Below are 25,937 nucleotides of genomic sequence, written 5' to 3' on the forward strand. Positions count from 1 at the left end.
TTTATTAGTTAAATACTAAAGCTGTTACATAGGCAGATCAAATGCCTGATACAGATCCGCCTTAGGAAAAGTCATCTAAATGTCTGTTTTTAAAAAACAATCAAGTTTTATTTTAAAACTAGTTGCATTTTACAATTAACTATTTACCTTTGTAGTGTAATTATTCGCAACCAGTTGCAGAATTAAAAATCAAAATATCAAAAAACTAAAAAAGAGAAATCATGGAAACTAAAGTATTAATAACCGGAGCCGCAGGACCATCAGGAAGCAATGCAACCAAACGGCTTCTGGAACTTAACGTGCCTGTAAGAGCAATGGTGCGCAAATTAGATGATCGTTCTGCCGAACTGAGCAATTTGGGTGCGGAAGTTGTGGTAGGCGATATGACCAATTTCAATTCGGTAAGCCAGGCTATGAAAGGTATAAGCAGTGTCTTATTCGTTTATCCGGTTGCAGAAGGTCTGGTACAGGCCACTGCCTATTTAATTCAGGCCGCCGTGGAAGAAAATGTCCAACACATTGTAAATATTTCACAAAGAACTGCCGTCAGGGATGCGATCAGCCACTCGGCACAGGACCATTGGCTGGCCGAACGCCTGCTGGACCACGCAGGTATTCCGGTTACCCATTTACAGCCAACCTTATTCATGGAGTGGTTAATTTATTTTGCACAGGAGATTAAAGAAAATAACCGGTTCATATCTCCATTCGGGGAGGCCCGGTATGGAATGATCAACAGCGAGGACATCGGCAGATCCGCTGCAGCGATTCTGGCAAATCCGGAAGGGCATGCCGGGAAAACTTATAATATTTATGGACCTAGTGAAGTGACCGGACAAGAAATCGTAGAAACCTTATCGACCATTTTAAAAAGAGAAATCAGCTATGCGCCTATTGAGCCAGACGCCTTCGGAGAAATTCTAAAATCATTCGGCGCTCCGGATTATCAGACCAGGCATATCGTGGCTGCTGCAAAAATGTTCCAATCGGGAGAATTCAGGGGAATGACAGATAATGTGGAAAAACTTACAGGAACAAAACCATTATCAGTTGCTGATTTCATCAACAAAAACATAGCATTATTCTAAACAAACCAACAATGTATCAGGACTGCCTCGCCCGGAAATAAATACCGCGGTTACTGCAGTTATTATTCAGATAAAAGTTAATACTACAAAAAAAATAAAATTATGGAAACTAAAGTTTTGGTAACCGGAGGAACAGGTCCTTCCGGAAGTAACGCGATAAAAAGTCTTTTGGAACTTCAAATACCCGTAAGAGCAATGGTGAGGAAGCTCGATGACCGTTCTGCAGCCTTAAGCGCCCAGGGGGTAGAAGTTGTGATCGGTGATATGAATGATTTTAATTCTGTGAGTGCCGCCATGAAGGGGGTTAACCGAGCATTTTTCGTATATCCCGTTCAGGCAGGTTTGATACAGGCTACCTCCTATTTCGCTCAGGCGGCACTTGAAGAAAAATTGGAGCTGGTTGTAAATATTTCACAAAGAACATCAACCCGAAATGTACCCAGCAAGTCAGCCCAGGACCATTGGATCGCTGAACGGTTATTGGATCGCTCAGGCGTTCCTGTAACCCATCTGCAACCAACATTATTTATGGAATGGCTGGCTTATTTCGCACAGGAGATCAAAGAGAACAACCGGTTCATATCTCCATTTGGCGAAGCTCGCTACGGCGCGATCAATAGTGAGGATATTGGCCGGGTGGGCGCGGCTATTTTAGCTAAACCTGAGGGCCACGCAGGAAAAACATACAGGATATATGGTCCCGAAGAATTAACCGGCCAGCAGATTGCCACCATAATTTCAGATGTATTGCAAAAAGATATAGCATTTATCCCGGTTGAACCGGAAGCTCTTGGTGAAATCATCGGTGCCAGTGATTCTCCATTCAATACCCCCTATACCATTCAACATATTGTGGCCATTGGTCATATGTTCCGCACAGGTGAATTTGAAGGAATGAATAACAATGTAGAGGAACTATCTGGCAGGAAGCCATTGGCAATTGCGGATTTCGTAAGAAATAACATCGGAATGTTTCAATAAAACAAGCATGGTATCGTAGTTAATCTGTTGTTTTCTGATATAAAGTAAATAAATCAATAAACAACTAACACAACAAACTAACTATCAATAAATTACAAAACGGCGTTATAGTTGTGTAAGTACGGTCAGCTTATCATAATTTGATACCGGGGATGGAAAAGTCCAAGGATTACGCTATCCCCGGTTAATTCACTAAAACCATCTAAAATTTAAAAACCATGAATCAAGAAGAAAACAACGCAGGTACCGGATCCGTCCCTGCTCCAATAGACTTAACAATCGCGGCTACAAAAGTACTGGCGATCGGAACACTAACCGCTAAAGGTATGCCGATACCCGACAGATTTCCGGTGTTACTTAAAGAAGTACCCGCCACGCTTAATTTATATTTAAAAGGCATCATTGAAAACATGTTTGTTAAACCTGATGCATCAGGACCCGTATTTATTTTGAATGTGACCACCGTAGCCGAAGCTCACGAAATATTGGAAGCCTTGCCATTTGGGCAGGTGGGCATGATGGAATTTCAGCTTATACCTATCGGCCCGTTAAGCCCGCTTCGTCTATTGCTCAATCAACAAGATAAATAAACACGACGCTCTTCAGTCATTTTAAAACATTAATCTCCCAACTCATGTCAAACATTGTAAATAATTATGCCGCCGCCATCGCGGCCGGCGATTTCGAAAATATCGCGGCTACATTAAGCCCGGAAATTAAATTACTGCCTCCGGGTGCCAACCAGCCCAACGAAGGCAAAGGAAAAAACTCCATGATGTTAAGCGCAGTAGCAGCTGCTGTAGATGGCTTTAAATTTGTGCGCAGTTACCAGGGATCCGATAATTGGCACGCGATTCTACTGGAGGGATCCATTGAAGGCACGCCTGTGCAATTTATTGACCAGGTACATGTTGATGAAAACGACCTGGTTGATCATGTTGATATTTTTCTAAGACCTGCCGGGATGGCCGCCACGCTATTGGGCAAAGTAACAGAAGAGATCAAAAAGCGTACATCGGCTTAAAGGCGGATGATGGGAAATACTGATCTTTGTCACAACGGCCCATTTTATACTTGCCCCACACCATTAATCAATAAACATAGAGTAAAGCCTGCAGTCATACGCTGCGGGCTTTACTCGTCAATGTATCTCAGGCATAGATAACATTTAAAAAAATCGGCACACTCAACGCCTTGGAAACAATGCAATTTGCTTTGGCATCCTCAGCAATTTCCTTAAATTGTTCTTCGTTTATCCCCTGTATTGCTGTAGCCTTCAATTCCAGGATAATTTCTGTTATGGTCAACGATTGCATATCCAGCGTAAGTATTGCATCCGTTGTCAGATCACCTGGCGTATATCCTCCCTGGGTCAATGCTGCGCTAACCGCCATGGTAAAACAACCTGCGTGGGCCGCTGCTACCAACTCCTCCGGATTTGTGCCTATGCCATCCGCAAAACGGGTTTTAAAAGAATATTGTGTTTTGTTCAATACCGTACTTTGGGTAGAAATTTCACCGACACCTTCCTGTAAGGTACCGTTCCAATGCGCGTTCGCTGTGCGTTTCATAATTTTCTTCAATTTTTATTTTATTAATAGTATATGTTCGTTTTTTTCTGATTAATGTTGTTTTGAATATCTCGCCACAATCATTTGATTGTATAAGGCCTGGTTTCTCAAAGAATCGGATTATTCTCCTTTCATATATATACCTTTCAGACATTTCAATTAAAGGCCTGAATCGCAGGAGCTCACATTGCGTTAATTAATGAGCACCTGGATTTATTCTCACGATAACGATACCAATTATTAATTAATTGATTTTAAGCAATTTAGACAGATACCACCTCATATATCTGGCGATATATCATGAATCAACGAATTCTTCAGGTGCAGCAGCTGCCTTAGTTTTACATTTAGTTATACATAAATTTTTGAAAAATATGAACCACAACTAAAGGTAGGTTAGATCTCATTAAATCAGCTACCACGCGGTCTCTTGCAAACATAAAATAGATAGATTGAGCTGCCTGAATATAATTTTATCGAACGGGGAAGTGCAAGCTATCTCCTACCGATCAGCATCGCAGATAAATTGTCCTCATCTGAAATATTGATGACAATTCAACAATTATATAAAAAAATGCAAGCTGATTAAAAATGATCAAATTAGTACGGCCAGGGCATATATTTCCCTGTGGTATAACAAGACAACTCATCCTTGGTCATGCCATTTTAGATACCCTCTTTCACCTGCCTACTACTCTTTTTCTTATCCGGCTTAAAGAAGGTGCCTGGATACCCAGGTAAGACGCGATATGGTACAGCGGGACCGAGTTAAAGATATCAGGATGCTGTTTCATCAATTCGATGTAACGTTCTTCCGCGGTCTTGAACAGAAACCCTTCCGTATTGCTTATCACCTGATGGTATGCTATTTCTGCTATTATCCTTCCGAATCGCTCCCAGCTATGGGATTGCCGGTAAAGTGCCTGCAGGTGATCTATGTGAATGTACAGAATTTTAGAATTATTCATGGACGACGTGTAATAGTCGCAGGCCGTTTGGTTTAAAAAGCTCTTATAGGAGGCGACGAACTGACCGTTAGAATAAAAAAGCATATTCTTTTCTTCCCCCGTCTTTTCGTCTGCCCTGTAAATACGGAAAACGCCGTCGATGACAAAGCCCAGGTGTTTGCAAACGTTTTGATATTCGTTGTAAAACTCTCCTTTTTTATAGGTTTTAAACTTCCAGTAAGGTTTGGATAGATCAAAAGCCAAGTGATCAATTCCTGCAAGCTCAAACAAAGCTTGTTGAAGTAAGTCGTATTCTTTCATATCCTGTTAAGGATCGTAAAATTAGCTGATTAAAAACAAAAACTCACCGAAAAATATTCGGTGAGTTATGCAACAACATATAAAAACACAAAACAACAGGTTATTTAGCTTCTTTACTTATTATTTCAGCTAATTTATCAGGCATAGAAAGGAACGGCGTATGGCTGCTGTTTAATGAATATTCCTTTTTCACATTGGTAGCAGCCACCATTTTCTGCTGCAGTTTGTAACTTACGGTGTGGTCATTCAGCGTGTGTATATAAATTTTCACAACAGATCCGAAACGCGCATCTGTCAAATTAACAGGAGTTGCTAAAGGTGCCAGAGGCTCGGCTTTAACGCTGGCGACAACGATCTCCTGAACAGGTTGAGGAGCGTCTGCTGCAAAGGCATCAATAATGCCATTTTTTGCGATGTCGGCTGAACCTGTTTCTTTGTTGATCTGTAAATACTTGCCTACGTGCGCGTCAGCATCAGTCTGTGCCAGCGTCAACAGACTTTCTCCGGTTTTAGGAAGAAAAGCGGCCACATATACCAGCTTTTTTATTTGCCCCGGCATATCTTCAGCAACCTGGCTAATGATGATACCAGCCATGCTATGGCCCACTAATATGATATTGTCTTTCTCGCCGATAGCAGTTTTCACAGCGTCGACATAAGATTGTAAACTAATATTTGCAAAGGATGTGCTGTCCTTTCCATGTCCCGGAAGATTAACAGTAATAACGTCGAATCCCTTTGCTTTCAAAAGTGGTTCTACAAAGGCCCACGCCGAAGGATCCGACCATGCTCCGGGCACGATCACAATGGTTTGATGCGTTTTTTTCGATTGTTTATTTGTTTGCGCAAAGGTGGTAATGCCTAATAAAGCTATAGCCAATGTTAAGATAATGGTTTTCATTTTTTTTATATTTAAGTGCCAAAGAATTTTGACAGTGCAAACTTACCATGGGTTTGTCTGGATAATCTTAACCCAGGTTAATATCGCATATCAAATTATAATAAATTAATAATCAAATAATTAAACAAAAGAAAAACAGTAAACAATCTAGTCGATTACACTTTTGCCACCTGCGATTGAAAAAGGTTCAAACTGCCTTAATCCTCACCGTCTGTAAATTGGATTATCCAGGGAATTCCGTGAACACCAAATTGATGAAGGCGCTCAATTAGTTGGCCGGTGTGATGCTGCAAATGCCGGATATTGTACAAATGCGATTCCAGTTTATTCATGACCAGCCATTCAAAGCCCGACGGCCCTTTAAAGCCTTCTTCTTTGACCTGATGTATTAACAGCTGATCTATTTCGCTTATATAACCCAGCAAATCGTTTTTAGTGTAAATCGGTTGGGTCAATTTCGTCCTGTCCGCCGGCAATCTGCCCAGTTTCTGATAATCCTGCCGGTGCCTGGACCAGCGGACAAAACGGTGCGCATTATCGGCCAGATACAGATCGGTGAAATAAAGCGTATGGTAAACTAATTGCCAAAAAGCTATATCATTGTCAGTGTTATCCCAAAGTATTTCAGGGCAGCTTACCACAACATTCCTGAGCATACTTAAAGCAGCACGGTATTGCGAGATCAGTTCCCTTTTCAAAGCACTCCGGTTAATTATTGTTTAACATTTTAAATGCGGCATCTGCGGCCGGAAAGAAACCATTGTAAAACCCCTGGGTATCCCCTACATGAATTTCAAAACGATCCCCTGTCATTCCATCCAGCAGCGCTGTTGCGACCTCCTGAGGGTGTATCCCATTTTGCCCGCCAAAATCTTTGGACAATTCGGTATTAACCAATGGCGGCAACAGTTCAAATACCTTTATAGCAGTTGATTGGGAAAGCGAATGCCTTAATGATTGCGTAAATGAGCGTAATGCAGCCTTACTTGCTGAATAGGTTGATACAGCACTAACGGGTGCCAGGGCAAGAATAGACGTAACATTAACAATGGCTGCTTCGGGCCTGGTTTTTAAAAGAGGTAACAGACTTTCGGTCAAATGCAGTGTAGCGATAAAATTCGTTCGCATTTCTGAATTCGCATTTTGATAAATTCCCGGATCTGTTGCCAGATCATAGGTAAGCATCTCGCCCGCATTATTGATCAATATGTCCAGTCGGGGATGATTTTGACTAATGTAAGCGGCCAGCGCTGAAACATCGGTGTCGTTTTTTAGATCTGCCGGAAAAATATCGATTCCAGATAGTTTTGCAGCCGCGTCCCGAAGCTTTCGCTCGTTTCGGCCAGTAATGATTACAGCGTTCCCCGCCTCACTCAACAACTTTGCAATCTCGAATCCGATTCCGGAGCCTCCGCCGGTTATCAGTACAGTTTTGTCTTTTATGTCCATGTTTATATAAATTTAAAAATTGAACCAACACGCTTTCAAAAAAGTCCAATCAGCTTTCCAATCTTTCACCGGATAAGCCGTTCCGGAATGAGCATAAAAACGCTGCCGGATAGGCAGGCAGCGCTTTTCCCCTGTCCACTAAACACTCATCAATGAATAGTCTCTTTATATATGAAGTTTGTTATATATGTTGCGCATTTGACGAATGGAATGCAGCCTCCATATCTGGTAGCTAACCCCTACCGTGTACAGACTCACGAGGATCAACAATCCGGTTTTGATTTCAGGAGACTGATCGCTTGAAGCGATTGGCTGGCTGACTGGCAGCCGGGTTAAGGTTTCAACAATAGCTGGTATCAAAGAAAAAAACAATGTGGCCGACATCAGTATAAGCTGAACGTATTCAGCTTTATTACCAAAAATTCTTATTTTTTTTGTGTAAACGCCCAAAGGCAATATCGTCAATACCAAAACGGAAAGTCCGTGAGCACTACTGAGATGGCCGGTTTTCATCACCAGGAACGACGAAAAACAGGCTAACAAGGTGAGGCCGATATACCACTTCCCGGTTTTATTTTCAGGGTTAAGTTTTCCGAAACGAGCGAAAGAATAAAGTGCGACGACGACTGCGATAACGCTGATTACTGTGTGGACAATACCGGGTACTGAAAGGTGATTTGGCATGATTTCTCAGTTTTAAATTTGACTGTGGTTAACTAAGCTGGGTATAATGACCGGGGCTTGCCTCTGTCAATTATTCCAGCTATACCAATAAATCAATTCATATACCAATATCACAATTGTCTGATTATTAAATCATTACAATTATTTAAATCCAAGAATCCTATACGATATATCGTAAATCATCAAAACACGAAACGAAAGCGTTGTAAGACCAATCATTTGACTTGCTGCTTTCTGAGATTTAGCAAATAACCATCATGCTTTAGCTGTGGTCGTTATTTAGCAATTCAGGTTGTTCGTAAAAATCTGCTATCTTAAACTGCATGGTGACCATTGTGCCATTCAACGACTCAACCCGGAGTATCCCGCCCAGATCTTCTGCCAGTCCTTTGATGAGTTTGATTCCAAAAGACTTCGTTTCCGACTCATCAAAATTTACAGGAAGTCCTCGCCCGTTATCAGAAAAAACCAAAGAAATAACATTGCTTTTTGTTTTGGAAAGAACGACGACTATCCTGTCTTCGCCCGTATAAGGAAATGCATATTTAATAGCATTTGTGATCAGTTCGTTCAGAATAAGCCCCACAGGCACAGCCTGACTAACATCCAGTTCGAGCGCATCAATTCGCAGCTCAAAATAAATGCTCAGGCCCGTTTTAAAACTTTCTTTCAAATAAGCTACCAATTCTTTAATGTAATCCCGCATGTTGATACTGGATGCGTTATCGGATTTATATAATTTTTGATGGATAAGTGACATAGCCTGCACGCGATGGCGGCTTTCCAGCACGGCATTAAGCGCCGTTTCATCCTTCAGGTAGGTACTTTGAGAATTCAGTAAGCTCATCACCAATTGAAGATTATTTTTTACACGATGGTGCACTTCTTTCAGCAGCCATTCTTTGGCAACCAATAATTCATCCTTTTCATCGATAACGTGTTCCAATTGCAGGTTTTTCCTGGCAATCTCATCCTTTTGCGACTGAAGCTGCCGGTTACTCCTTTGTTTACCGACATATAGCAGCCAGATCAATAAAATGATCAGCATTAACACGATAAGTCCTGCAATAGTTATCCGGCGCGTAGTTGCGGCTGTTTGTGATTGCAATAAGTTTCTTGCCTTGTATACTTCAATATCTTTCTCTTTTTGCGAAGTCTGATAACGTACACTCAGTTCTTCCACTAATTTATTTTTCGCCTTTGTATAGATCTTATCTTTCAAAACTGCATAATGGTACAAATTTCTCATGGCAGTAAAACCGCCAGAGGCCGAATCGGCTTGGTACAGATTCCGGTAAGCACCCAACAACAGTATTGTATCTTTCGACGTACTGATGAACTTTTGGTTATAAAACTTGCTTTTTTTTTGATCTTTCAATTCGGTATAAAGACCGCCTAACCGAAAGTATATATAATTATCATTCAGGTTTCCGCGAATTTTCCGGTTGGCCTGTTCCAGTTTTTCGGCCATCAGGAGATACTTTTCCGCATCCTTGTATCGATTTAATTTTTCATAGCAGGCGGCAATTGCTACATATGCGCTTTGCTGATCTATCGTATTTGTAGGAGGAAAGTCTTTCAGTAGTTTTTGCAATGTTTTCAGCACTGTCCGGTGATCATTTAAGCCATACTCAATGAACATATCGCTGCTAAAAATGACATAAAGAGCCGGATCTCCGCCGTTCCTGACAAATTCGGTCAGCGCTTTCCTATACCATGCATTACTTTCTTCAACATGATTTCCTGCATTGTAATAAGCTTCCCCAACCCGGAGATAAAAATATCCTAAACCTAAGCTGTCCCTTGTTACTTCGGCAGTTTTCGCTTCGTACAAACCAATCTGGAGCTCATTGGCAAAATTCGCCGTTATACGAGCCAAATAAGCCAGCATATCGTTGGTATAATGTGTATAGGGGAAGTTAATCGATTTTTGCAAATTGAGGGAGGCTACTGCTGCAGCCTCCGATTCTTTTACTTTGCCCCTTGCGAAATTTTGGTAGGACAAATCCATAAGCACGTTGGTCTGATTAACGTGATCCTGGAGTATCCGATATAATCGCTCAGCTTTTTCCAGGCAGGCAATCCGGTAGTCCAATAATTCCGGGATAAACGGACAATAGGCACCCACGTAATAATAGGCCTTTGCAATAAGATCCTGATTTCCATACCGTTTAGCAGATTCCACGGCATGCTGAATTATCGCTTTCGCTGCATCGACTTTTCCCGACTTAAAATAGCACTTTCCCAGCAATATGTCGCACTGTGTTGCCCAATCATTGATTCCCAGCGCACTACACTCCTTTTTCGCCCCATTCAGGTAGGTCACAGCTCGTTCAATATTTACATTAGACGTTCCGGGGTAAAATGCATAATATGCACCAAGCAATAACAGGAGCCGCGCATGTTCTTTACCCTCTGCCAAATCAAGCCGGGTAATTATCTGATGCGTATCATTGTCATCCATCCACTTGCAATTAGCCAAAGGATAGTTTTTATCAAAACCTTCGGTGATGATAGGTATACGACTCAGGCCATGGCGCTGACTGGTAATCATTAGCGTACTGTCAAGATCGACCCTGGCCTGCTTTACGACGTACAGAAAACCAGAACTAAGCTGTAGCAGTAATACATCGTGAGGCTTGTCAGAAATGCGTACCTGTGCTTCGCTGGTTTCGGAAAACAAACCCAATAGCAGCATGACCATACAAAAGTGCCAGCGTTTTCTCTTCATATGCTGAGTGATTAATACTGTTTTAGCTCCCATAACTGATATAAAATCAGACCGCCATTTATTTCATTGTCCAAAAGTATGATGCCACTGAATACCGAGCTTTTTCATTTTCATACGAAGCGTCGCAACGGGGAGCTGCAATATTTCCGCCGCTCCTCCGCTACCTGAAATTTTACCCATGCAATTCTGAAGTACCTCCATGATATGGTTTCTTTCCAATTCTCCGATACTTTGAACTTTTCGTTTGACCGTATCTGGAGCCTCGTTGACAGCAATGGATGAAGGCAATTCGATCCGATCGATTTCCCTGCCGTCTGTTATAATCACCATTCGTTCGATAAGATGCTGAAGCTGCCTGATGTTTCCCGGCCAGGAATAGTCCATCAGCTGTTCAAGTGCCCGTTGGGTGATATTTTTTGTTTTCTGCCCCGAAATGCGTGCGCGTTCAGAAAGAAAATAGTTGACCAGCAAGGGAATATCCTCTTTCCTTTGACGAAGCGGGGCGAGCATAATTGGAAATACATTAATACGATAATAGAGATCCATCCGAAACGCCCCTTTGGCAACTTCGTCTTCCAGGTTGCGATTTGTTGCGGCTATGATGCGCACATCTGTGCTGACAGTTTGTCTGCCGCCCACGCGCTCAATTTCTTTCTCCTGAAGTACCCTTAATAACTTTGATTGCATATCCAACGAAATTTCGCCGATCTCATCCAGGAAAACCGTTCCTCCTGCAGCCTGCTCGAATTTGCCGATCCGGCGCTCATTGGCTCCTGTGAACGCGCCTTTTTCATGACCGAAAAATTCAGATTCTACCAGGCTTTCCGGAATTGAAGCGCAATTGATCTTGATCAGTGGTTTGCGGCTTCTCGGCGATAATTGGTGAATCAAATTTACCAGGCCTTCTTTTCCAGTCCCAGTTTCACCCAGCAGCAAAACCGAGGTTTCAAACGGCGCAACCTGGGTAACCTGATCCAAGGCACTTAATAACTGGGGGCTGTTACCTATTATACCAGGAAAAAAGGATGTCTTTTCCCGTACCGAAACAGCCTGTTCCGAATCATTTCTCCCGACCCGATTTTGGGTGTTTTTTATATTCCTGATAGTTTCTGCCAAGGCAGGCAGCATGGCACGCATCAACTTCACCTGTTCATCATTAAAACATTCCGGTTGCCTGCTGTAAAAGAAAAATGAGGCACTCACGTCGCCGCTGAGTACGGGAACCGCCAGTTCTGATTCCATCTCCAAAAGCGCATATACCTGTCTGTTCACCTTATTAGATGCCATACTTTCGAAAAAATCCTGTTTGTTGCGATAGCAAATTTCTGAATTATTCAGGATCGACTTCCTTACCTCAGCCAGATCTTTCAAGAGCAGGAAAATATCTCCGGAAGCAAAAATATCGAGTGCCTTATAACTGTCATAATTGATACGCTGAAAGCCAGTTAGCGTATGTATATCATGTCCCATGATATCTGTATCGATGAGTACAAAGTCAAAATGCAGAAATGGCTGAAAAGCGGAGGCAAGGCTAAGCAATTTTTCGAAAGCATTATTTTCCTTTGCCTGAATATTCGATAGCAGTCCCTGCAACCATTCCTCATGTCTGGTCAGGACCTCACGTGCATGTTTGAAACGATAGGCCGCAATTTCCAAGGCAATTAAAATATCTTTCTCGCGAAACGGCTTTACTAAAAAACCATAGGGCTGCGTGGCTTTGGCTTCTGCAAGGGTAGATGGGTTAGAATTTGCCGACAGATAGATGAAAGGCATATTTTTAGCCGTAAGTTTTTTGGCAAGGTCGATCCCCGTTTGCTTCCCTTTCAAAAATATATCCACTAAAACGATATCCGGCTGGTATGCCATGATCAGTTCATTGGCCTGCGACACAGAGCGGGCAATTCCGCATACCCGATAGCCAGCCTGTTCCAGCACCGATCTCAAATCGTTCGCTTCAATAAACTCGTCCTCAACTATCAAGATATTATCACCCATTTGTATATAAATATAGGCAAAACCTTGACTAAAAAATGCAAATGATGGACCGTATAACGGTTATTAATCCTAATTTATAAAACACTTGCCTGAAAGGTATTGGCGATTGCGTGAAACGATTCCATGAGAACCATATTATTTAGTCCGCGCGAAAATTCATTTTGCTGAAAGTTCAGACAGATCAGTCCATGAACTACCGACCAATAAGTATAGAATTCAGCGTCTACCCGTTCCTCAGTCTTACCGTAACTCACAACGGCGCCTCTCATGGCTGTTATGAAAGCTTTGACGAAACACTTCAGTTCGGGGCAACATGGGGAAAGCCTGCATGATGAAGTACCTACGCCAAACATCAGGCGATAATATTTTTGCTGCGTAAAAGCAAAGTTCCAGTATGCCTGCCACATGTGATTTAATCGCAAAGCAGGAAGCAAACTAACGGTTCCTGCCCTGACTACCTCCCGGTACAAGAGCAGATAACCCTCCCGCGTAAATTCACTTAGCAATGTATTTTTGTTCTGATAGTGTCTGTATACAGTAGAACCACTGTAACCACTTTCCACCGCAATTTTCGCAATGCTCAGGTTATCCCAACCATCCCTATCGACAAGCTTTATTATTGCATCATGAATGTCGGCTTTGATTTTATCCCCATTTACCTTTTTTGTCCATGCATTCATATTACCGTCCCTATATTTTTCACAAATCAATTAAAGCATTTGGAAAGATGCATGGTTAACGCCCGCAGGCAGATGCGAAAAGACATTCTTCCATCAATAACAATCCCCTGATACCAGAGTCGGATTCAATAGCATGTATATATTTGTATCCGCCACAAAACTCATCGAAAACCTGGTTGATCAACAAGACCTCAAAACTGGAGATCGATTCTTCAGCAGCTGTCGTTGAAAAAATAAAAACTTTAGCGTCCTGGAGATAAAACTCCTCGGTAAACCCCATAGAATGCAGATTGATGATCATTTTGGTAAGTGAGGCATTTTGTCTCTTGTATTTGAACTGTCCCATAGGATTTTCGTTATTAGCTGTAAAACCCAGTATTCACTTGTAGTGGCACTTCTTTCCAATTACTTTAAGTCGTCGCTACTTCATCAATAGGACAGTTGCAATTACCAAACCAATACATAAACAGTTAAAAATAAGATACTTAATAAAATTTCTTATTCTTTTTCCCTATGATATTTCGCCAATCAACAATTATTCAGCGAATTATCATAGCCTTAGAAGATGTTACGGAAAATCATCAGAGGTATTGTTTTCCCTGACTTTTAAAGAGCCTTTGTATTTTTGATTTAGCCGTAATTAAATAAACCTGAGAAAGTTCAAAATTACTTTAATTTGATTCCGCGACGGTGGACGAGATAATTTCCTGCCGGTAATAAACGGATACAGGATGACCATTTAATTAAATAATATATTATTGACAACCCGAACGATGATGTTATATGGAGAACTGCTCGTTGCCATGCATCGTTTCTATTTTGAAAACTATGATCAAGGTTGTCCCTCTCGAATTCGTAATTTCAATTGATCCGTCCAGGTCTTCAGCCAATCCCCGCATCAGTGTTATACCAAAAGAGTTTGGTGATTGGGTCAGCCAGGAGTCGGGAATTCCAAATCCGTTATCCGACACTATCAATTTAACTCCCTCCTCGTTTTCAGTGATCAGCCTGATCCTGATCACCTTTTCAATCTGGTTCGGAAAGGCATGCTTGATAGCATTAGTAATTGTCTCATTTAATATCAACCCGAGCGGCACGGCCTGTGAGACATCCAGATAAATCGGTTCGATATCGCGGTCAAAGTAAATATGATTCTGGGTTTGATAACTGTCCTTTAGGTAGTCCACAAGATCATTGATATAATCCGGCATGTAAATCGTTGAATGATTATCTGTTTTGTACAGTTTTTGGTGAATTAGCGACATAGCCTGAACGCGGTGTTGGCTTTCCATCACAGCCGCCAGTGCTGCTTCATCCCGCAGGTAAACAGATTGAGATGATAGCAGACTCATTACCACCTGCAGATTGTTCTTCACCCGGTGATGAACTTCCCGTATTAATAATTCGTTATCGTGAAGTAACTTTTCAAGCCGAATATTTTTGGATGTAATTTCCTTTTGCTTAGTTTCAAGTAATAAGTTACTTCTCTGCTTAGCACGAAAACGCCCATATCCCACACCTATTATGATCAATGACATGATCATGCCGGCCAAATAGAATTTCCTAGTTTGATCCGCTTGCTCAAGGGCACGTTGGCGCAATTTATCAGTAGCCTTTAATAGCTTTAAGTCCTTTTCTTTTTTTGTCGTTTCATACTTGATCTCTAATTCAGCAATTTGCTTACTTTTTTTCTCGTTATATGCAGAATCATTCAACGCTTTATACAATTTATAATGTTCGATTGCCTTGCGCATCTGACCCGCTGCCGAATCGATTTTATATTCTGAAAGTTGAATTTCACTTAACATCACTACAGGAACTTTACCCGGAGACATCTTTTCCAGTTGTTTTAAAAATGGAATAGCTTTATCGTATTGTTTAATTTCTATGAAAAAATCACTAATGAGTTTATAGGGAAGGATTTTGTTTTCATCGTAAAAGCCATATAAAACATTTTTCTGTTCAAGTTTAATCATCTCCATATAATTTAACTCGGCTTTTTTGTAGTCTTTAAGTGCACCATAACATAAACCCAAACCCATATTTTTTAGAAACATAATGTCCGGATTGTCAGATGGTAAGGCCCTGATTGTTTTTTCCATTGCCAGCAATGCGTCATATGGTTTTTTTTCAGCCAATAACAATTGTACAATTTCTGTCGCCATTCCATACACCCTGATCTTATCCACATCGGTAATAGGATGCTTGTGAAGCAAGATTTGGGTAACTTTATTATAGTAATACAAGCTTTGATCGCGCCGGCCCAAATCTCTGTAAGTTCGTGCAGTTTCATAAAGGAATAGTGCGCGAAAGGCAGTGTCTGCAGTTGCTTCCATAACCGCGATAGTTTCAAGATTGTAAAACAATTCCTTATCTAAATTGCCTTTGAGTCGATTAACTGCGGATAATAAAAAATAAGTATGATGTAATTTTTTATAATGAACTGCTTTGTATTTTGCGATAACTTCTAATAATTCATTCTCGGCTAAATCAAGCTTTCCCTCGTTTAAATGTAGATCTGCGGTCGCTTTCAAGACATTCGCTTCGTTTAGTGTGTCATTTATGGCTTTGTAGATACCTATTGCTTGGCGAAAACATTTTTCTTTTTCATCCAGATATGGTCCCATGTATGGAATACATTGCTGCAATCTTAACCAAACTTTAGCCTCATTTTTTTTATCTCCGTTTAGTTTGTAATAATTGATCACCTGCATAAAACAGGATTTTCCACGAACCAAATCAAGCCCTTCCAAATAGCAGTTACCTTCCGATTTGAGTGTTTCAAAGCGCCATTTTTCCGATCGGATAGTTTCACTTAGACGTTTGGCTTGTTTAAAATAAACAAATGCGCTGTCCAAATCTGATTTTAGGTTACCCGGCTTGGATACGAAATGGTCGCCCAATTGAAGTAACAATAAAATCTTATTAGTATCAGGTTTGGATTTTTCAACCAATGTTAAGAGTTCTCTGGGGGTTTTGGTTGAGGAGTACTGCGCATTGGAACTTACAGCAGCTAAACAAAATAGCATGACGAAGAGGGTCCACACCGTGCATGGGCTGATAGGTAAAATTGCCTGCATTTTCGACTCCATATACTGATCATTTATTTTTAATTCAGAAATCGATTACTTCTATGCTCCTATTTAACCACCGGAGTACAACATTAGGAATGCAATCATTTGATAGTGTGCTGCCATGCAATACCGAGCTTATTCATTTTTAGCCTCAAACTTGAAGGCGGTAACTGAAGTATCTCAGCAGCCCCGCCTTTACCCGAAATACGGCCATTGCATTCTTGTATCACCATTAAAATATGCGCTTTTTCAACTTCTTCGATCGTTTGCGGCCTGGACCGTTTCTGTTCTTTAACAGTGACAGCAACACCGGAGCGTTCAGGAAGCATCAGCGACGTGATGAGCGGACCTTTGGTTGTCAGAATATGCCGCTCCAGTGTGTGCTGTAGTTCTCTGATATTGCCTGGCCAGGAGTATTCAAGCATCCCACTGATGACGTCAGGCGCTACACTTTTTTGCTCTTCTCCATTCATCCGGGCATGCCGGTTTAGAAAATAATCAACGAGCAGCGGGATATCTTCCGTGCGCTCACGAAGCGGGGGCAACTCAATCGGAAAAACGTTGATTCTGTAGTAAAGGTCCATACGAAAATTCCCGCTGCCCACTTCTTTATAGAGATCCCGGTTTGTCGCAGCGATGATCCGAACATCCACCTTGATAGTCCCCCTTCCCCCAACCCGCTCAATTTCCTTTTCCTGCAAGACCCGAAGCAATTTGGTTTGAACATCTAAGGGAATTTCGCCGATTTCATCAAGAAAAATGGTTCCGCCCTGAGCCTGCTCAAATTTTCCGATCCGCCGCTCGCGGGCGTCGGTATACGCGCCGCGTTCATGACCGAATAATTCTGATTCAACCAGCCCTGCCGCCATAGCCGCGCAATTAATTTTGATCAGCGGTTTTGTTTTTCTGGGTGAGCATTGATGTATGGCCTCTACCAACCCCTCTTTTCCTACGCCGGTTTCCCCGAAAATAAGAACTGAAGTATCGTAAGGTGCCACTTGAGTAACCTGGTCCAGAACAAAACGCAATTTGGAGCTTTTGCCAATGATCCCGGTAAAGTCAGGTTTAGCCGGATATCCTCGCTGAGCTTTGTTTAGTTCCCCTGTGCTGGTTTCCCGCTGGTTCTTGCTTATATTTTGGATAATGGAAACCAGCAAAGGGGTAAGCGGGGCGATCAGCTCTAAGTGATCGTCTGAAAAACACGTTTGCTGTTTACTTAAAAACGAAATAGCTCCTTTGATACCCTGCAACGGTATAATAGGCACCATCATCCCCGACTTCACGCCGAAGGACTCGCTAAAATTCTCGTTTATCTTATTTGTACTGCAAGCTCTTATAAAATCTTCTCCATTCTGATACCTGATCGAGCTGTCATCAATATACATTTGCCGGATTGCTGAAAGATCCGATATGGATATAGCGAAATGTTCAAAAAACTCGGTTGTATCCAATGTACTGTATTCTTCATAATTTGTTCGTTGAAAACCATAGACGGAATCCGTTCTGTCACTTTCCATATCGGTTTCTATCAGGATATAATCAAATTGAATAAACGGCTGGAACGCTTTTGCCAGCAACAGCAATTGTTGGTGTTTATTAATTTTAGTCGCCAGGATATTATTCAGCATATCGGTTAGCCATCGCTCCTGTCTTAGGCGAAGTTCGTGCATATGCCGGTGACGAAAAACAGCAATTTCGAGCGCAACCAGAATATCCCGCTCGCGAAATGGCTTAACCAGGAAGCCGTATGGCTGTGTAGCTTTCGCCGCTTCCAGCGTGGAAGCGTTGGAATTAGCCGATAGGAATATAAATGCAATTCCTGACCTGGAAAGCCATCGGGCCAGGTCAATTCCGGTGAGCTTTCCTTTTAAAAAAATATCTATCAGCACAATATCCGGATGTTCTTGTCTGACCAGTTGTACAGCATGATCAAAAGAACGGGCTACCCCGCAAACCACGTGTCCCGATTTCTCCAATATAATCCGAAGATTATTTGCTTCGAGAAACACGTCTTCCACGATCAGTATTTTTTCGCTCATTTGATGCAAGAAGTATCTATAAATATAACATTTTTACTTCACTAATTGATGTGCGGATTGCGCTGAAATACAGTTCAACATTCACGCTATAAATTCGATGAATAATTGAACAAATAAACAACCATACATTAATTAACTGATAATAAGAATATTAAAACAAATTCATTTACAATAATTCACTTTATATCGTCAATAAACATATGCGGTATTAAATATCGTTTTTTTTCCCGACCAAAAGCAGGAACGATGGAATTTAATCAGTATCGGAGATCGACAATCTTACCCATTCGGCAACCCACTCGCTCAGGGAAGTTTCCATAATAGGGCTACAGCGCTGTCGTATCATTGATGCGCCATGAGCCATGGCCCACATCAGGTAATACTTTCTCCTGATAATTTCTGAATTATTGTTCCAACCCTTGGGCACATTGCCAATAACTTCACAGATAGTCAACGTGATCATATCCGCTTCAGTGCACTTTTCCGATTCCGGTGATTCAACCATCCCATGACCGAACATAATCTGGTAAAGCATCCTTTCCTCCTGTGCAAATACGATATAGGCTGACCACATCCTTTCAAGTTGGTCGATCGCTACGGTACTCGTATCTCTCGCCCTTTCGATTGATTGATTTAACCTGAGAAACCCCCACCTGGCTAAACCCAGCCTGATCGCTTCTTTGCTACTGAAATATCCATAAATGGCCGGAGGTGTGCAATTAATCATAACTGCTATTTTACGCATACTCAGCGCATTCCATCCTGCTTCACGAACGATTTGCATAGCGGCACGCAGGATCTTAAGCTTAATATCACTTTCCATGGATAACTGATGCTGTTGTGTTTTCATGAAGTGGTTTGCTATATAGTCATGATAAAAGATTTATCACATTCGATTTTCAGGCACTCATATCCATATGAGCAGCCTCGGACAGCCATTGCTGCCCATAATCATCCGATACAGTATGGTCGTGACCGGGATCTCTTAAAAATCCTTTCACGTTCACAGCAAATCGTTCAAAAGCTTTTTTTTCCAGCCCTGCCTTACCAGGGCTGGAAGAGTTTATATTTCTTCCGGTAATTGTCTCTACGATGCTATCAGGCACCTGCAAAGCGCAGTTGGTAATACAATTTATATATCGGATCAGTATACTTCCACTTAAAACGGGCTGATCAACAGCTTGAACTTCCTTATTCATTTGCAACATTTTTTATTCTGTAATGATGATTCAAAAGTAAAAATACAAATTGCATTTTGCAACTGGTTTTAATAATTTGTTATGATAATGACAAATCATTTTCACACTTCTTTATCAGTATTTTTTTCAAAATATGGTCTCCGTTCGGTTTTGATTGTTGAATAACTGTTGTATTAAACCAAAAAGCTCACAATATTCAATAGCTTGAAATCATGAGCTTTTTAGATAAAACAAATACTTTTAAGATCTTTTCTTCCCTTGTGAATTATGGTATTAATTCCATCCCCCGCCCAATGATCTGTAAAGATCGACTGTAGCATCCAATCTCGCTTTCTTGATGGAAGCAAGCTCCAGTTCGCTTTGCAGAACATTGCCTTGCGCGGTGATAACTTCTAAATAAGTTGCCAGTCCGTTTTTGAAAAGCTGCTGGGAATTATGAGTAGCCTGCTGAAGCGTAGCTGTCCGCTCTGTGGCTAAGGCCTGCTGTTGTTTTAATTTATCCAGTTTAACCAGCGCATCAGATACTTCCTGGTAAGCTACCAATACCGATTGACGAAATTGAAGCACGCTGGCTTCCCGGTTCACTTTTGCCACCTGGTATAAGGTACTCAATCTTTTCTTGTCAAATAATGGCTGCGCAATTCCACCTGTTACTACGCCAAACAAGGAAGCCGGTATATTGAACCAGTTACTTGCTTTAATGGCATCCAGCCCTCCCTGCGCACCGATCGTTAGAGATGGATACATATTTGCTTTGGAATATCCTACGTTCGCATTTGCCCTGGAAAGCTCCAATTCTGCACGCTTTACATCAGGACGGCGGCTTAATAGTTCCGAAGGCATTCCGGTGCTGAGTTTTTCCGTCAACGACAGCGATTCCAGGCTGATGTCGCGCCCAACGGGACTGGGCAGTCTGCCACTTAATACACTGATCGCATTCTCCTGAACCGCGATCTGCTGCTCAAACTGGGGAACCAGCCCTTCAGCCGTAAGTTTTTGCGCCTCGGCTTGCTGAACGGCCAGCGTGGTAACCTGGCCGGCGCTATATTGTAATTTGATAATAGTTAGTGTGCTATCATTCAGTTTCACATTTCTCCTGGCTATGCCCAGCTGAGAATCCAGCATGAGCAGGTTATAATAGCCTTTGGAGATGTCGCTGACAATCCTTGTCTGAACGGCCTTACGCGCTTCCTGTGTTGACAGGAAGGACGCGAGCGCGGCCGCCTTCTGGCTGCGGATTTTTCCCCATATGTCCGCCTCCCAGGATAGTGATGCTGCAATGGTATAGTCCTCGATATGCTTTGTACCCAAATACTGGTTCAGCGACAGGCCGTTTAAACTGTTATCTGACGGACGGCTGGTACTTGCTGTGGCCTGAATTCCAACAGTAGGTACGTTCCCTAATTTTGACTGTTTAAAAGCCAGTTCTGCTGCTTCAATATTTTTGACAGCTACCTGTAAGTCGTAATTATGCTCAAGTGCATCAGCAATTAAACTTTTGAGCTCTTCGTCTTCAAAGAATGATTTCCAGGGTAACGCTCCGACTGACAGGCTGTCAACAGGGGCATTTCGATAAGTTTTGGGCAGGGATGTATCCGGTAAAGCAATGTCCTTCGACACTTTACAACCCGCCAGTATCTGTGCAGCTATCAATATCATCATAGCTGCACTGTATTTATATATTGTTTTCATGATTGGTGAATTAACATATCTAATTCGTGTGATTCGATTTCAACTATCTTTTTACGGCTTACTCTTTCCTGCAATGCCTGGAAAACGACAAACAGCACTGGTATAAAGGATAAACCCAGCATAACTCCGAAAAGCATACCACCTGCGGCCGCGATACTGATCGAATGGTTACCATTCGCTGAAGGGCCTGTAGCACCCATCATTGGAATCATACCGGCAACGAAGGCGAAAGAGGTCATGATAATCGGCCGGATACGAAGGCTTGCCCCTTCCAGTGCTGATTGAATAAGCGGGTGACCAGCCCTTCTCCGTTGTACAGCGAATTCCACGATCAGGATGGCGTTTTTGGAGAGCAAGCCAATCAGCATGATCATGGCGACCTGTACATAGATGTTATTTTCGATTCCTGTAAGACCGATGGCTATAAATACGCCAAAGATGCCGTTAGGTATAGAAAGGATTACCGCCAGCGGCAGAATATAACTTTCATATTGAGCGGCTAAGAGGAAATAAACAAACACCAGACATAAGCTGAATACAATTACTGCAAGCCCACCTGAAGTGATCTGCTCTTTGGTCAGGCCCGAGAACTCCTGGGTATATCCGTCAGGCAGGCTTTTCTTTGATACCTCTTCAACAACTTTGATGGCATCGCCAGAGCTGAATCCCTTGTTAGGCATAACAGTTACCGAAATTGAATTAAACAGGTTATATCGCTTCGCTGTCTCTGGTCCATATACCCTTTTCAAATGAACAAGCGTGTTGATGGGCACCATTTCACCTTTGTCATTTTTGACATAAATTCCGTCAATTTTTGAAGGATCAGTCCGCTCTGAAACATCAGCTTGTGCAACTACGCGATAATATTTCCCGAAGCGGTTGAAATCCGATGCCTGAATGCTACCAAAGTAGGTTTGCATAGACTGCAGAATATCCCGTATACTTACGCCAAGCTGTTTTGCTTTTGGCTTATTGATCTCCAGGTTATACTGTGGATAGTTTGATTTGAAGGTGGTAAATGCGAGCCCGATTTCTTTGTGCTTCATCAATTCAGCAATAAAATTGTCTGAAACACCACTAAATTTATCCAATTTGGCGTCACCTGTCCGATCCTGAAGTACCACGTCCAAGCCGTCCACATTACTATATCCCGGAATGGAAGGAAGCTCGAATGCGAAGGCGTCCATACCTTTAATCGTAGACATTTTCTGTTGTATGAGCGCTTTAATCTCGGCGATTGTCTTTACCGGTCCGCGCTGATCAACCGGTTTCAGAATGGCAAAAATCTGAGAAGCGGATGGACTGTTCGTGAATGTCAAAAAGTCAAACCCAACCAGGTTATTTACTTTCTGAACCTGCGGCATAACCGTAAGTTTTGCTACGATTTCGTCATCGATGGCCCTCATCCTTTCGAGAGACGCACCAGGCTGCATGCTTACGGCAACCCCGATAAAACCGATATCTTCAGTAGGAATAAAACCAGTCTGGGTTCTTTTGATCATAAAGACTGTGGTTACGGCGATGATAATCAGCGCACACATTGTTAGCCATTTCTGACGGATCAAAAATTTCAGGCTGATCACATACCGAGCGGTCAGCATGGTAAACGTTGTATTGAAGAACAGGAAAAAGCGTTCTTTAAAATTTCTCGGCGCCGGTTTTCCTTCACCGCTGTGTATATCTCTCAATATGAGCGCACATAAAGCGGGGCTCAGCGTTAAAGCATTTACCGCTGAAATTACGATGGCGATAGCCAGTGTAAAGGCAAACTGCCTGTAGAATAAGCCGGTGGCTCCTTTCATTAGGCCTATCGGCAGGAATACCGCAGCCATGATCAGTGTTATGGAAATAATGGCACCGGTAATTTCGTGCATGGCTTCCAGCGTTGCGGGCGCCGGGGCGAGCTTCTTATGCTCCATTTTCGCATGCACAGCTTCAACGACGACGATAGCATCATCCACCACGATACCGATAGCGAGTACCAGTGCAAACAAGGTCAGTAAATTGATGGTGAACCCAAAAATGTTCATAAAGAAGAACGTACCGATAATGGCTACCGGAACCGCAATGGCAGGAATAAGGGTCGACCTGAAATCCTGCAGGAAAAGGAAAACGACGATGAATACCAGCACGAACGCTTCCAGCAGCGTATGCTTCACCTGTTCGATGGAGGTATCAAGCGCATCCTTGGTGGTGTAAAAAGTAGAATTATAAATTCCCTTCGGATAGTTTTGTCCTGCTTTTTCGAAAAGCGCTTTCGCTTTCGTTTGGATCTCATCCGCATTGGAACCGGGCAATTGGAAGATAACAATAGTAATACCCGGTTTCCCGTCCAGACTATTATTCAGATTGACCTTATTATCGCTATTGTAGGTATAGGAACCGAGCTCTACCCGTGCAACATCTTTCAATTTTAAAAACGAACCGTCAGGGTTAGCACGGATAATAATATCTTCGTAATCCACCGGCCTGTTCAGCTTGCCATCATATTTCACAACATATTCAAAGGATTCCTTACTACCCTCTCCGAATTTGCCGGGTGCAGCTTCCAGATTCTGGTCGTTAATCGCTGCCAACACTTCCGCAGAAGATATTTTGTAAGCAGCAAGCTGACTTGGTTTCAACCAGATTCGCATAGCATACTCCCTGTTGCCTCCCAATATAAATGCTGTTCCAACACCTTGTATACGTTTTAAGTCGGGGATAACGTTAATGTTGGCATAATTCACAATGAAGCGCTGATCATATTTTTGGGGATCATCGCTATAAATGGATTGCACCATCATCAGGCTGTTTTCCTGTTTGGCCGTAATGATACCCCGTTGTACCACTTCTGGTGGAAGCTGGCTTGTAGCCTGAGATACGCGATTCTGTACGTTTACGGCAGCCTGATCAGGATCAGTGCCCTTGGTGAAAAATACGGATATAACAAGTGACCCGTCGTTACTGGCAACAGAACTGATATAGGTCATGTTGTCAACACCGTTAATGGCTTCTTCGAGTGAAGGGGCAACCGAGCGCAAAATGGTTTCCGCATTTGCACCAGGATAGATAGCCGTAACCTGAACTGCCGGCGGGGCAATGTCCGGAAACCTTTCTAATGGAAGGCTTAACATACCCATCACACCTAGTATGACTAGCAAAGACGAGATAACTGTAGCCAGTACCGGTCTTTCGATAAATTTCTTTAACATGGCTGATAGGATTAATTGTTTGCAACTAAAGATGTTGATAGATCAGCCTTTTGAGGCGCAATAACATCACCTTCATGTAAGTGATCATAACCTTTATAAACGATGCGATCACCCGCTTTCAAACCGTCTTTAACCAGGTAGTTATTGCCGGCTTTACCAGATATGGTAATTACTTTTTTGCTGACTTTATTATTGTTATCCACTAAAAACACAAAAACTTTGTCCTGCATTTCCTGAGTGGCCGATTGCGGTACAACCATCTGGTTGGTTAATTTTAACCCTAGCCTGATCTTGCCGGTATTACCGGAACGAAGAAGTCCGTTTTCGTTTTTGAATGTGGCACGAACCGTTATAGCGCCGGTATTGTTATCAAACTGACCATTGATCAGGTCGATTTTTCCTTTATTGGTAAAGGCACTGTCGTCAGCGAGAATCAGGTCAACAGGCGGAAGTTTCTGAATTTTTTCGGCCAGCGTATTTCCCGCGTATTGGGATTTAAAACGGATAAAATCATATTCACCCAAAGCAAAAAACACGTGAACATTATGCACGTCAGAAAGTTCGGTGAGCGGCGAAGGATCAGCCGGACCAACGATGCTTCCTTCTTTACGCAATAAACGGCCTATAAAACCGCTTACTGGCGCCTTGATCAGGGTATACCCCAGATTGATTTTAGCCGTTGCTATGTCAGCTTTGGCCTGTTCAACATTTCCAAGAGCAACCTCGCGAACTGACTGTGCCGTTTTTAGCTGGAAGTCTGAAATTACTTTGCCAGACACCAGCGGGGTAAGCTTTTCGATCTCCAGTTGCGCGTTACTCAGGGCACCCTCTGCAGTGTGTAAACTTGCTTTAGCATTATTAAGCTTCTCTACAAAAGGTGCTTCGTCGATTTTAAATATTGGCTGACCTTTAGTTACATATGCGCCGTCGTCAACGAATATATGATTTAATATGCCTGTTATTTGCGGACGGATCTCTACATTAACAGTCCCTTCAACGGCCGCCGGATAATCTTCATAAGTTGTAGCATCACCCGAACTGATTTGAATAACAGGTAACTCCTGTGGCGCGTTGGCGACCGGTGCAGGTTTCGCCGAGCAACTGGCAAGAAATGCCAAAAGGAAGAGATATTGAATTTTCATGATCTTAATTTTTAAGTTTTTTAAATTTTGTTTGTGTGATCAATTGCATTATGAGAACAAATATAAAACAAAGAACTTTCAAAATGCAACTGGTTTTGTTTTACTTTACATTTCAACCACAATCGAACTCATACATATGCCTGTTTCGTTGTTGATGTTACATGTTGAGGATCTGAAGGAGCGCGACCGTAGCAAGGACTGCCGAGCATTGCGGATGATCTCAATAACATGGTTGCATTTTGTTTGAAA

The 25,937-nt window shown here is 42.3% G+C and carries 21 protein-coding genes; 4 read left to right on the forward strand and 17 right to left on the reverse strand.

The window, feature by feature from the left end:
- Positions 1-221: 221 nt before the first annotated feature.
- From QWZ01_RS10735 to QWZ01_RS10750, 4 genes are all read left to right on the forward strand, one after another.
- Complete coding sequence (locus tag QWZ01_RS10735; RefSeq protein WP_290323317.1) at positions 222-1,088, forward strand: NmrA family NAD(P)-binding protein; 867 nt, start codon at positions 222-224, stop codon at positions 1,086-1,088.
- Between the two features lie 102 nt (positions 1,089-1,190).
- Complete coding sequence (locus tag QWZ01_RS10740; protein WP_290323318.1) at positions 1,191-2,069, forward strand: NmrA family NAD(P)-binding protein; 879 nt, start codon at positions 1,191-1,193, stop codon at positions 2,067-2,069.
- Positions 2,070-2,287: 218 nt separating this feature from the next.
- On the forward strand, positions 2,288-2,659 hold the full coding sequence (locus QWZ01_RS10745; RefSeq protein WP_290323319.1) for a hypothetical protein: 372 nt from the start codon (positions 2,288-2,290) through the stop codon (positions 2,657-2,659).
- Positions 2,660-2,703: 44 nt separating this feature from the next.
- Positions 2,704-3,093, forward strand: coding sequence for a nuclear transport factor 2 family protein (locus QWZ01_RS10750; protein WP_290323320.1), 390 nt, complete (start codon positions 2,704-2,706; stop codon positions 3,091-3,093).
- Between the two features lie 127 nt (positions 3,094-3,220).
- Here the strand turns inward: QWZ01_RS10750 and QWZ01_RS10755 are convergent, their stop codons facing one another.
- The 17 genes from QWZ01_RS10755 to QWZ01_RS10835 form a co-directional block, all read right to left on the reverse strand.
- Entirely contained in the window at positions 3,221-3,640 is a 420-nt protein-coding gene (locus QWZ01_RS10755) for an OsmC family protein (RefSeq protein ID WP_290323321.1), read from the reverse strand.
- 680 nt (positions 3,641-4,320) lie between these two features.
- Positions 4,321-4,908, reverse strand: coding sequence for a Crp/Fnr family transcriptional regulator (locus tag QWZ01_RS10760; protein ID WP_290323322.1), 588 nt, complete (start codon positions 4,906-4,908; stop codon positions 4,321-4,323).
- Positions 4,909-5,008: 100 nt separating this feature from the next.
- Positions 5,009-5,809 (reverse strand): alpha/beta fold hydrolase, encoded by an 801-nt coding sequence (locus tag QWZ01_RS10765; RefSeq protein ID WP_290323323.1) that lies wholly within the window; start codon positions 5,807-5,809, stop codon positions 5,009-5,011.
- 197 nt (positions 5,810-6,006) lie between these two features.
- Positions 6,007-6,507: a DinB family protein gene (locus tag QWZ01_RS10770; RefSeq protein WP_290323324.1), complete on the reverse strand. Its 501-nt coding sequence runs from the start codon at positions 6,505-6,507 to the stop codon at positions 6,007-6,009.
- Positions 6,508-6,517: 10 nt separating this feature from the next.
- Positions 6,518-7,258, reverse strand: coding sequence for an SDR family oxidoreductase (locus QWZ01_RS10775; protein ID WP_290323325.1), 741 nt, complete (start codon positions 7,256-7,258; stop codon positions 6,518-6,520).
- A 165-nt stretch (positions 7,259-7,423) separates the two neighbouring features.
- Positions 7,424-7,942, reverse strand: a complete 519-nt coding sequence (locus QWZ01_RS10780; protein ID WP_290323326.1) for a hypothetical protein — start codon at positions 7,940-7,942, stop codon at positions 7,424-7,426.
- Positions 7,943-8,204: 262 nt separating this feature from the next.
- Positions 8,205-10,673: a tetratricopeptide repeat-containing sensor histidine kinase gene (locus QWZ01_RS10785; RefSeq protein ID WP_290323327.1), complete on the reverse strand. Its 2,469-nt coding sequence runs from the start codon at positions 10,671-10,673 to the stop codon at positions 8,205-8,207.
- Between the two features lie 63 nt (positions 10,674-10,736).
- Complete coding sequence (locus QWZ01_RS10790; protein ID WP_290323328.1) at positions 10,737-12,668, reverse strand: sigma 54-interacting response regulator; 1,932 nt, start codon at positions 12,666-12,668, stop codon at positions 10,737-10,739.
- A 74-nt stretch (positions 12,669-12,742) separates the two neighbouring features.
- Positions 12,743-13,348, reverse strand: coding sequence for a TetR/AcrR family transcriptional regulator (locus QWZ01_RS10795; RefSeq protein WP_290323329.1), 606 nt, complete (start codon positions 13,346-13,348; stop codon positions 12,743-12,745).
- Between the two features lie 55 nt (positions 13,349-13,403).
- Positions 13,404-13,694, reverse strand: a complete 291-nt coding sequence (locus QWZ01_RS10800; RefSeq protein ID WP_290323330.1) for a hypothetical protein — start codon at positions 13,692-13,694, stop codon at positions 13,404-13,406.
- A gap of 433 nt (positions 13,695-14,127) precedes the next feature.
- Complete coding sequence (locus tag QWZ01_RS10805) at positions 14,128-16,440, reverse strand: tetratricopeptide repeat-containing sensor histidine kinase (RefSeq protein WP_290323331.1); 2,313 nt, start codon at positions 16,438-16,440, stop codon at positions 14,128-14,130.
- Positions 16,441-16,523: 83 nt separating this feature from the next.
- Complete coding sequence (locus QWZ01_RS10810; RefSeq protein WP_290323332.1) at positions 16,524-18,461, reverse strand: sigma 54-interacting transcriptional regulator; 1,938 nt, start codon at positions 18,459-18,461, stop codon at positions 16,524-16,526.
- Positions 18,462-18,714: 253 nt separating this feature from the next.
- On the reverse strand, positions 18,715-19,311 hold the full coding sequence (locus QWZ01_RS10815) for a TetR/AcrR family transcriptional regulator (protein WP_290323333.1): 597 nt from the start codon (positions 19,309-19,311) through the stop codon (positions 18,715-18,717).
- 49 nt (positions 19,312-19,360) lie between these two features.
- Positions 19,361-19,660: a hypothetical protein gene (locus QWZ01_RS10820; RefSeq protein ID WP_290323334.1), complete on the reverse strand. Its 300-nt coding sequence runs from the start codon at positions 19,658-19,660 to the stop codon at positions 19,361-19,363.
- 273 nt (positions 19,661-19,933) lie between these two features.
- Positions 19,934-21,352, reverse strand: a complete 1,419-nt coding sequence (locus tag QWZ01_RS10825; RefSeq protein ID WP_290323336.1) for an efflux transporter outer membrane subunit — start codon at positions 21,350-21,352, stop codon at positions 19,934-19,936.
- Complete coding sequence (locus QWZ01_RS10830) at positions 21,349-24,546, reverse strand: efflux RND transporter permease subunit (RefSeq protein WP_290323337.1); 3,198 nt, start codon at positions 24,544-24,546, stop codon at positions 21,349-21,351. Before QWZ01_RS10830 ends, QWZ01_RS10825 begins: the two co-directional genes overlap by 4 nt.
- Positions 24,547-24,557: 11 nt before the next feature.
- The gene (locus QWZ01_RS10835; protein ID WP_290323338.1) at positions 24,558-25,688 is read right to left on the reverse strand and encodes an efflux RND transporter periplasmic adaptor subunit; all 1,131 of its coding nucleotides are present in this window, start codon (positions 25,686-25,688) and stop codon (positions 24,558-24,560) included.
- Positions 25,689-25,937 lie beyond the last annotated feature (249 nt).

Source organism: Mucilaginibacter aquaedulcis, from assembly GCF_030409325.1.
Taxonomy (GTDB): domain Bacteria; phylum Bacteroidota; class Bacteroidia; order Sphingobacteriales; family Sphingobacteriaceae; genus Mucilaginibacter; species Mucilaginibacter aquaedulcis.

Coding starts and splice junctions, on each gene's coding strand:
- QWZ01_RS10765 (WP_290323323.1), bottom strand. CDS start 5,809: ATGAAAACCATTATCTTAACATTGGCTATAGCTTTATTAGGCATTACC.
- QWZ01_RS10735 (WP_290323317.1), top strand. CDS start 222: ATGGAAACTAAAGTATTAATAACCGGAGCCGCAGGACCATCAGGAAGC.
- QWZ01_RS10810 (WP_290323332.1), bottom strand. CDS start 18,461: ATGAGCGAAAAAATACTGATCGTGGAAGACGTGTTTCTCGAAGCAAAT.
- QWZ01_RS10835 (WP_290323338.1), bottom strand. CDS start 25,688: ATGAAAATTCAATATCTCTTCCTTTTGGCATTTCTTGCCAGTTGCTCG.
- QWZ01_RS10785 (WP_290323327.1), bottom strand. CDS start 10,673: ATGAAGAGAAAACGCTGGCACTTTTGTATGGTCATGCTGCTATTGGGT.
- QWZ01_RS10830 (WP_290323337.1), bottom strand. CDS start 24,546: ATGTTAAAGAAATTTATCGAAAGACCGGTACTGGCTACAGTTATCTCG.
- QWZ01_RS10795 (WP_290323329.1), bottom strand. CDS start 13,348: ATGAATGCATGGACAAAAAAGGTAAATGGGGATAAAATCAAAGCCGAC.
- QWZ01_RS10825 (WP_290323336.1), bottom strand. CDS start 21,352: ATGAAAACAATATATAAATACAGTGCAGCTATGATGATATTGATAGCT.
- QWZ01_RS10790 (WP_290323328.1), bottom strand. CDS start 12,668: ATGGGTGATAATATCTTGATAGTTGAGGACGAGTTTATTGAAGCGAAC.
- QWZ01_RS10760 (WP_290323322.1), bottom strand. CDS start 4,908: ATGAAAGAATACGACTTACTTCAACAAGCTTTGTTTGAGCTTGCAGGA.
- QWZ01_RS10800 (WP_290323330.1), bottom strand. CDS start 13,694: ATGGGACAGTTCAAATACAAGAGACAAAATGCCTCACTTACCAAAATG.
- QWZ01_RS10820 (WP_290323334.1), bottom strand. CDS start 19,660: ATGAATAAGGAAGTTCAAGCTGTTGATCAGCCCGTTTTAAGTGGAAGT.
- QWZ01_RS10775 (WP_290323325.1), bottom strand. CDS start 7,258: ATGGACATAAAAGACAAAACTGTACTGATAACCGGCGGAGGCTCCGGA.
- QWZ01_RS10740 (WP_290323318.1), top strand. CDS start 1,191: ATGGAAACTAAAGTTTTGGTAACCGGAGGAACAGGTCCTTCCGGAAGT.
- QWZ01_RS10780 (WP_290323326.1), bottom strand. CDS start 7,942: ATGCCAAATCACCTTTCAGTACCCGGTATTGTCCACACAGTAATCAGC.
- QWZ01_RS10745 (WP_290323319.1), top strand. CDS start 2,288: ATGAATCAAGAAGAAAACAACGCAGGTACCGGATCCGTCCCTGCTCCA.
- QWZ01_RS10750 (WP_290323320.1), top strand. CDS start 2,704: ATGTCAAACATTGTAAATAATTATGCCGCCGCCATCGCGGCCGGCGAT.
- QWZ01_RS10815 (WP_290323333.1), bottom strand. CDS start 19,311: ATGAAAACACAACAGCATCAGTTATCCATGGAAAGTGATATTAAGCTT.
- QWZ01_RS10805 (WP_290323331.1), bottom strand. CDS start 16,440: ATGGAGTCGAAAATGCAGGCAATTTTACCTATCAGCCCATGCACGGTG.
- QWZ01_RS10755 (WP_290323321.1), bottom strand. CDS start 3,640: ATGAAACGCACAGCGAACGCGCATTGGAACGGTACCTTACAGGAAGGT.